7 protein-coding genes are annotated in these 7930 nt (G+C 39.5%); 6 read left to right on the forward strand and 1 reads right to left on the reverse strand.

Features of this window, described 5'->3' with window-relative positions; genetic code table 11:
* The first annotated feature begins 1 nt into the window (after window position 1).
* The 6 genes from CIL03_RS18140 to CIL03_RS18165 all read left to right on the forward strand — a co-directional run bounded on the left by CIL03_RS18140 (window position 2) and on the right by CIL03_RS18165 (window position 6043).
* Entirely contained in the window at window positions 2-1984 is a 1983-nt protein-coding gene (locus CIL03_RS18140; protein ID WP_094887294.1) for a TRAP transporter permease, read from the forward strand.
* Window positions 1985-2124: 140 nt separating this feature from the next.
* Window positions 2125-2538, forward strand: coding sequence for a PaaI family thioesterase (locus CIL03_RS18145; protein ID WP_094887295.1), 414 nt, complete (start codon window positions 2125-2127; stop codon window positions 2536-2538).
* A 238-nt stretch (window positions 2539-2776) separates the two neighbouring features.
* Entirely contained in the window at window positions 2777-4111 is a 1335-nt protein-coding gene (locus CIL03_RS18150) for a hypothetical protein (RefSeq protein WP_094887296.1), read from the forward strand.
* Window positions 4112-4177: 66 nt separating this feature from the next.
* Window positions 4178-4939 carry an IclR family transcriptional regulator gene (locus tag CIL03_RS18155; protein ID WP_094887297.1) on the forward strand — a complete coding sequence of 254 codons (762 nt, stop codon included), beginning with the start codon at window positions 4178-4180 and terminating at the stop codon, window positions 4937-4939.
* 115 nt (window positions 4940-5054) lie between these two features.
* Window positions 5055-5816: a beta-ketoacyl-ACP reductase gene (locus tag CIL03_RS18160; RefSeq protein WP_094887298.1), complete on the forward strand. Its 762-nt coding sequence runs from the start codon at window positions 5055-5057 to the stop codon at window positions 5814-5816.
* Window positions 5810-6043: a hypothetical protein gene (locus tag CIL03_RS18165; protein ID WP_094887299.1), complete on the forward strand. Its 234-nt coding sequence runs from the start codon at window positions 5810-5812 to the stop codon at window positions 6041-6043. Before CIL03_RS18160 ends, CIL03_RS18165 begins: the two co-directional genes overlap by 7 nt.
* A gap of 226 nt (window positions 6044-6269) precedes the next feature.
* Here CIL03_RS18165 and CIL03_RS18170 read toward each other — a convergent pair whose 3' ends face one another.
* Window positions 6270-7751: a multicopper oxidase family protein gene (locus CIL03_RS18170; protein ID WP_094887300.1), complete on the reverse strand. Its 1482-nt coding sequence runs from the start codon at window positions 7749-7751 to the stop codon at window positions 6270-6272.
* Window positions 7752-7930 lie beyond the last annotated feature (179 nt).

Genomic DNA, 7930 nt, shown 5'->3' on the forward strand with positions numbered 1-7930 from the left:
CATGCAGGAAAAGCCAACTAATGAAAATAATGAAAAAGCAGGACAATATGATGATGATGGCAATATAGCAGATAGGCTGCGCACTTTAAAGGGCGCAGTCAGCGCCATTATTTCCGTTGTTGCTATCGGAATGTCTATTTTTCATTTATACACTGCTATGTTTGGTGTTTTTATATCTATAATGCAGCGTTCTGCTCATTTAGGTTTTGCACTGATCCTTGTCTTTGCCATATATAAGCCAGCAAGGAAAGCTGCCAAGTCGGATACTATTCCATGGTATGACTGGTTGATGATTGTAGTTTCAGCCGGAGTGTATACCTATTTTTCCCTTAATGCTCAGGATATCTCTGCTAGAATGACCTATATTGAGGATCTGTCTGGATTACAGATAGCAATCGGAATTGTTGGTGCACTCGTCTTAATTGAAGCAACAAGAAGGGTAGTTGGGAACGCGCTCGTATTTATCATCCTTATATTTGTGGGGTATGGATTGTGGGGGCAATTACTGCCTGGGGAGATCTCCCATAGCGGTTTTGATATAATGTGGATCATTGATCACTTATATTATACAACCTCGGGAGTATTCAGCACTCCATTAGGGGTATCTGCCACCTTTATATTTTTGTTTATTTTATTTGGTAAATTTTTAGAGGTTTCAGGTGCAGGTAAATTTTTCATAGATTTGGCTGTTGCTGGTATGGGTAAATACCGGGGTGGTCCAGCTAAGACAGCGATTGCCGCGAGTGGCATCATGGGGATGATTTCCGGGAGTGCGGTTGCTAATACGGTTACTACCGGAGCCTTTACCATTCCCCTGATGAAGAAAACAGGCTATAGAAGTCACTTTGCGGGAGCTGTTGAGTCAGTTGCTTCCTCTGGCGGACAAATTACTCCGCCTATTATGGGTGCGGCCGCTTTCATCATTGCTACATACCTGGGAGTGCCTTATATTGAAATTGCTTATGCTGCTATAATCCCTGCTTTGTTATTTTATGTAAGTTTATTTTTCCAAGTTGATTTACGCGCCAGACGGATTGGGTTAGTAGGGCTGAAAAAGGAAGAGCTGCCAAGGCCGTGGGATGTATTTAAGAAAGGGTTTATTTTCTTTGCTCCGCTTATTTTAATTATTGTTATGCTCGTCTCTGGAGCATCTCCGATGAGAGCCGGTCTATTCGCGATTGCTGCAACGATTCTGGTAGCTTTAATTAATAGAATCGCAAAGCTTAATTTCAGAACAATAGTTAAGGCAATGGACCTTGGAGCAAGAGCCTCACTTGAAACAGCAATTGCTTGTGCTGCAGCAGGATTGATTATTGGCGTAATCGGTTTTACCGGGATCGGATTGAAATTCAGCAGCCTGATTATCAGCATGTCTGGTGGCATTCTTATTGTGGCTTTAATATTCACGATGATAACGAGTATTATTCTTGGCATGGGGCTGCCAACAGTTGCTGCTTATATCGTACAGGTTCCATTGACCATTCCTGCTTTAATTGAGCTGGGAGTAGCACCGATGGCTGCTCATTTGTTTGTGTTTTATTTTGCAGCTATGTCAGCAATCACCCCGCCTGTGGCACTTGCTGCATTTGCAGCATCGGGAATTGCCGGATCAAATCCAATGCAGACTGGTTTGACAGCTGTACGGCTGGGAATTGCTGCGTTTATTGTACCCTATATATTTGTATATGGAGAAGCTCTGTTATTAATTGGCAGTGTACCGGAAATCATACTTGCTATCATTACAGCAATTATTGGAATCATGGGGATTGCCAGTGCGGCAGAAGGCTGGCTGCTCCGTCATGCTTTCTGGTATGAACGTCTCATCTTAATAATTGGATCTCTTTTAATGATTGTCCCAGGTGTTTGGACGGATTTATTCGGGATCATTATTTTAGCAGGAATTTATTTTTTACAGCGCTTATTCAGAAAAGACTTATTGACAGGCAAGTATAATTACAATGAAGAGAAAATTTTAAATGAATAGAGTAACTGCAACAGGTCAGGTGTGATGGGAAAAGAAATTGCAGATATTTTTGGTATCGACGGATATGAAGTGCATTTTAATAAAGTACCGGCGACTGCCAAATGGAATGATCCTTCTTAAGCGAAAGGACGGAATGATAAATGGAGAAAATGGTGGAAGATTTTGAGGGCAGCAATTTTTGGAAGTTTATCGGACTGGAACTGGATGGGGTCGAAAAAGGAAGTGTTAAATTAAAGCTTCCAATCATTCCCCCGTTCCTTAATGTAAAAGATTCTGTTCATGGTGGGATCTATGCTTCCATTTTGGACACCACGATGGGATTTTCTGCCCGCTCTCTCGGCTTTGATGAAGTAACTACATTGGAAATGGATGTGCATTTTCTAAGAGCTGTGAGGGATGGAACGGTTTATTCTGCAGGTAATGTTATTCACCAAAATCGTTCGACAGCATTAGTAGAGGCAGATTTATTTGATGAAGAAGGGAACAGGCTTGCTCACTCCACGGGTACATTCCGGGTTGTGAAAGTGGATAATAGGGAAGGAAACGAGCATTGAATAAAAAGTTAAACTTGTTGCTGCCATAATAAAGGCACCTTTATATCCGGTTTGGCTAATGCCTGATTCAAATGTACAAGCAAAGTAATATTCATGAAATTGCATAAATTAAAAGTTATAGTTGTTTAATGGATTGGAAGTTGGGAGTTCGGATTTTGAAAAAATTTCGTCCCCAGTTTTGAGAAAAATGAACAAAGTATCAGTATTCACCATTTGAATTCTGGAAAGCTGGTTGACCATGTTTCGTTTTATTATATTTACAGCTATGTGTCTGCTGTTTATTATACAGAGCCTTATAATGAATGATGCAGTAGATGCGGTATTTATTATTGTATGTATTTTAGCGTTTGGGATGGCATTCTGGATGCTCAACAAAAAAAACAGGCTGTTTACCGGGTTTTTGTTTCTTGCCGGAATGTTCGTTCACTTTTTATACGGCAATCAAGGGCTGCATTTATTCGAAGGGATTACTCAAAACCTGGCATTACTAACCATTATTTTACTTGCACCGCTTATCTCGCTTCCTCTTAAAGGGGAGGGGATCCTTGATTCGGTCATTTCCAAGTTGAATGAGTATAAATCTGATCAGCGAAAAATATTTTACGCTGTAAGTTTTCTTATGATGATGCTTGCACCGATATTAAACATGGGAGCATTAAGGATCGTACATGGTTTTGTAGATAAACTGAAAATTGAGCCCAAACTATTATCTCATGCTTATTATGGCGGATTTACGCAAGCAATCATATGGTCCCCCTTTTTTGCTTCTGTCGGTGTTGTCATAACTATAGCGGAAATGCCTTACATGACTTACATGCCGGTTGGAGTAACATTTGCTTTCATCCAGTTTTTAGCGGCAATTTTTTTGCTGAGACCGGCAAAAAGCAGGACAATGGCATTAACATTGACAGAGACCAATGATAGAGCAGAGATAAAAAGGGATTTTGGTTTGCTTATTTCATACATACTGTTTTTAATCCTATTTCTCATCCTGTTGGAATATGTCACTAAGTTTCCCATTCTTCTTTTGGTAAGTATAAATTGCCTGATTATTCCTTTTCTCTGGACATTGCTCAGGAATAAATGGGGGTGGATGAAAGATCAAATTAAGCTGTATAAGAAACAGATGACAACAAGCTCCAATATGGAAATTTGCCTTTTCCTGAGTGCCGGTCTTTTTGGAAATGCTTTATTGCACACACCAATAACTTCCGGTTTGAGAAATGCTATCACATGGGCATCAGAAGGCTCCGTTTTGCTGGTTTTCCTGTTTGTTGTCAGTTTTATTACATTGATGGCTTATTTCGGAATCCACCAAATTATTGCTGTACCACTTGTGTTCCCTTTACTATTAGTACCTGAAGTAGAGGTCAGTTTATTTTCAGCTGCTTTCATGTGCATATTTTCATGGATGTTCTCGGCATCCTTGAGCCCATTAAATGCACTTAACATTATAATCAGTCAATGCGTCCGTGACAATGGGATCCGTGTAGCATTTAGCTGGAATGGAAAATACTTTTTGATACTTTTTATACTGTCTTGTATTTATGTTTTACTGCTGAATCAATTTTAAGACATTTGATCAAAAATTAAGCGACATACTATATTAAAATATTCAATTTCACTGAGGTGATTTACCTTGAGTAAAAGTTTAGTAAAAGCAATAAAGGTGCTGGATTGCTTTATCCTAAAACCAGAGATGACCATTAATGAATTGGCCGAGACAGCTAACATGCCGAAAACCACTGTCTTCCGTCTTGCTGCCTCACTGGAAGAGGCAGGGCTGCTGGTAAAAAAAAGAAAGTCCAGCCATGATGTAACATACAGAATGTCGCTTAAGATGCTGACATATAGTAAACATGTCAGTGAGCAGCTTAAGTATAATGAAATTGCCTTGCCTCACATTAAAAGATTAAATGAAGAAATAGACGAGCTTGTCCATGTATCTATTATGGAAGGTGATGAAGCAGTTTATGTGGAAACAATTGACAGTTCGAAACCGGTACGTCTGGTTGTTAAGGTAGGTAAAAGGGCGCCACTATATGCGGGATCAGCACCAAAACTGTTACTATCAAGCAAAAGTGATGAGGAGTTGGATGCATATCTCGAAAATACAGAGTTAAAAAAACTTACAAAAAACACTTTGGATAATAAAGAAAGAGTAAAAGAGGAAGTAAAAAAAATAAGAAAGAAAGGATATTCCATCAGCTATTCCGAAAATTTTAAGGGCACGGTAGGACTTTCTTACCCCATATATGATCATGAGGGGAATTCAGTCGCAGCGCTAGGAGTGTCTATACCGGTTATTGATCATACGAAGGAGCGGGAGGAGTTTTTGCTAAACAAGCTGGAGAAGACAGTGAAGGATATATGGAAAGAACTTGGATATACACAGACATAACTTAGCGTGCCATTTTGAAAAATGTTTTCGGTTTAAAGGTTACTGTCTTTAAGCCTGGCAGATCATTTTTTTTCATTGAAGATATTAAATTGTGAAACTTTGGGAGGTGTGAGGGTTGTTAAATTTTTCCGGAAGGGTTGCGTTGGTTACTGGAGGAAGCCGTGGTATCGGAAAAGCGATTGTCAAAGTACTTGGAGAAGAAGGAGCTAAGGTTGCGGTCTTGGATATCGATGAAAAAACTCTGAAAAAGACGGAGAAAGAATTTAAAGACAAAGGTTATGAAATTTTAGCAATGAAAGTTAATGTTGTAAATAATGATGAAGTGGAAAGTGCCGTTGAAAGCATTGTTCATCGATGGAGGTCCCTTGATATTTTAGTAAATAATGCTGGTGTCATTCGTGATAATTTGTTATTTAAAATGACGGATGATGATTGGCAGCAGGTAATGGATGTCCATCTGACCGGTTCATTTAATATGACACGATCTGTGCAAAGATATATGGTCAAACAAAAATATGGCCGGATTATAAATATTTCATCTACATCAGCTCTTGGTAACCGTGGACAAGCAAATTACGCTGCAGCAAAAGCCGGTTTGCAGGGTTTCACTAAAACGCTTGCAATTGAACTTGGGAAATTTGGTATTACTGCAAACTCCATCGCACCCGGTTTTATAGAGACTGACATGACGAAGGCAACAGCTGAAAGAGTAGGAGTTCCTTTTGATGAATTTATGAAAGAAAAAATTAGTAATATACCTGTGGCCAGGAGCGGAAAACCAGAAGACATTGCGAATGCTGCAGCATTCTTTGCTGATGAGAAATCCTCTTTTGTAAATGGTCAGGTTATTTATGTAGCTGGTGGACCGAAATGTTAGTGATTATATATGGGAATTCCATATACTATTTTATCAGTCAAATGGAAATCATCTGCTTTAGTATTATTCGGGAAAAGGCACTGCATTTCAAGGACGGATCTTTCATTCTGGAAATAGACTTTTTTCGGGAGATTATGAGTGGCTATGCTGTACTCGCACTTTGCCAGAAAGGGTATGGCTTCAGAGAAAATGAGGTTCTAGGGTCTGACCCCAGAACGTTAAGCTGATATATACATGGAACATAATGGATGTGTAGAAAGATAAAGAAGAAAAATGGCTACAACAATATTAAACGTAATCTACTAGCTGCTCAGCTTAATTTTGGTTCTAAGCAGCTAGTTTTTAGTTTTGTTTCGTGCCTATATTGGAAGATTAAACGTATCCTTTTTGACTGAAAGAGCATTCCTTTAATGAACGTTTGAATAAAAACCCCCTACTGATTGCAGTGTCACTTTAGTTAACCTCATACTGCCCCATCATACCAGCATCCTCATGTTCAAGAATATGGCAGTGATACATGAAGACCCCTTTATTCTTAAAAGTAGCAATGAGTCGAACTGTTTCTTTTGGCTGAATCAATACCGTATCTTTCCAGCCGGATTCATTTGCAGGCGGCGGGTTGCCGTCTCGGTCGAGCACCTGAAATTGGACACCATGTATATGGAATGGATGTGCCATGCCGCCATTTTTTCCAGCACCCTGATTGGATACTTCCCATATTTCTGTAGCATTGAAATCTACTTCTTCATCGATACGGGTCATATCCATTTGTTTATCATTGATGGTAAGCGTCGTTCCCATTCCCATCATAACAAATTCTCTCGTCTTTACTGCACTTTTAGGTTCAATCGGTTCAATTTCAGTTAATTGTTCCGGAATCTCATTCACACCTGATTCTTTATTAGTAACTGCAAACTCCATTAATTCCTCTTTATCCATCTCATCATTTGAAGCAGAAGCAGCATAAACATTGGAATCAGTATTGATTAGCGATATTTTTTCACCAGTCTCATACTGGGAGAAATCAACCAAAATTTCTGCCCGTTCCCCTGGACTAAGCCGAACCGCAGACTTTTCTATTGGTTTTTCCAAAAATCCACCATCACTTGCAATCTGGTTAAATGCTTGGCTATTATCTAAAGAAAAATCATATGTCCTGCCATTTGACCCATTTAAAATGCGCAGCCGAACAAGACCTTTAGGCACTTCTAGGTAAGGCGCAATGGCTCCATTTACAAGAAATGCATTTCCGTAAAGCCCCATCATCATATCCTTCATGTTAGGACTATATTCCATATTATCGCTGGCATCCATTTTCCGGTCCTGGATAATCAAAGGAAAGTCATTCACACCATATTCTTTGGGTATAGCCAGACTATCGGATACTTCATCTTCAATGTAAAATAAGCCAGCAAGTCCTTCATACACTTGTTTTGCTGTCTTTTCCATCATGTGCGGGTGATACCAAAGTGTAGCGGCTGGCTGATCAATTGTAAATTCAGGTTCCCACGTTTCTCCAGGCATAATACCTGAATGTGGTCCACCATCATTCTCACCATCTACACGAAGTCCGTGCCAATGGAGTGTGGTCCCTTCATCTAGGTTGTTTTTCATTTTCACTTTCACCTTTTCACCCTTATGAACCCGAATAACTGGACCAAGTATATTTCCGTTATAACCCAATGTCTCCGATTCGACTCCATTTAAAATTTCACTTGTCCCTTGTTGTGCAGTCAAATGAAATTCTGACTTGTTTGGATCCGGATCTAAGTCCTCTAATAAAGGAGGAATTGGCAAAGGCTTTGATTCTTCCAGTTCTGATAAATCACTAGATGCGGATGGTGATTCATTATCTGGAAATACATATTTTATTAGAATAAATGCGGAAACCATTACGATTGCAATTATCGTTAAGTACATGTAACGTTTTTTCATAAATAGGATTCTCCTCGTTGGAAGGCGATTGGGGCGATCGCGGTGGGCGGCGGTGCCTGTAGTCAAGCCCCCTAAAAATGGACAGAAAAAAATCGACAACTAAGCACCCTTTTTGTATTGTAAATAATATACTTGTGGAGAAATGAATCCAAGCCTTTTTTGGATTCGTTTCTCATTAA

It is taken from the genome of Virgibacillus indicus, from assembly GCF_002266285.1.
In the GTDB taxonomy this organism is placed as follows: Bacteria; Bacillota; Bacilli; order Bacillales; family Amphibacillaceae; genus Virgibacillus_K; species Virgibacillus_K indicus.

Bases quoted from the DNA above. Each gene is read 5' to 3' on its own strand.
- CIL03_RS18165 (WP_094887299.1), top strand. From the start codon at position 5,810: ATGTTAGTGATTATATATGGGAATTCCATATACTATTTTATCAGTCAA.
- CIL03_RS18145 (WP_094887295.1), top strand. From the start codon at position 2,125: ATGGAGAAAATGGTGGAAGATTTTGAGGGCAGCAATTTTTGGAAGTTT.
- CIL03_RS18140 (WP_094887294.1), top strand. From the start codon at position 2: ATGCAGGAAAAGCCAACTAATGAAAATAATGAAAAAGCAGGACAATAT.
- CIL03_RS18150 (WP_094887296.1), top strand. From the start codon at position 2,777: ATGTTTCGTTTTATTATATTTACAGCTATGTGTCTGCTGTTTATTATA.
- CIL03_RS18170 (WP_094887300.1), bottom strand. From the start codon at position 7,751: ATGAAAAAACGTTACATGTACTTAACGATAATTGCAATCGTAATGGTT.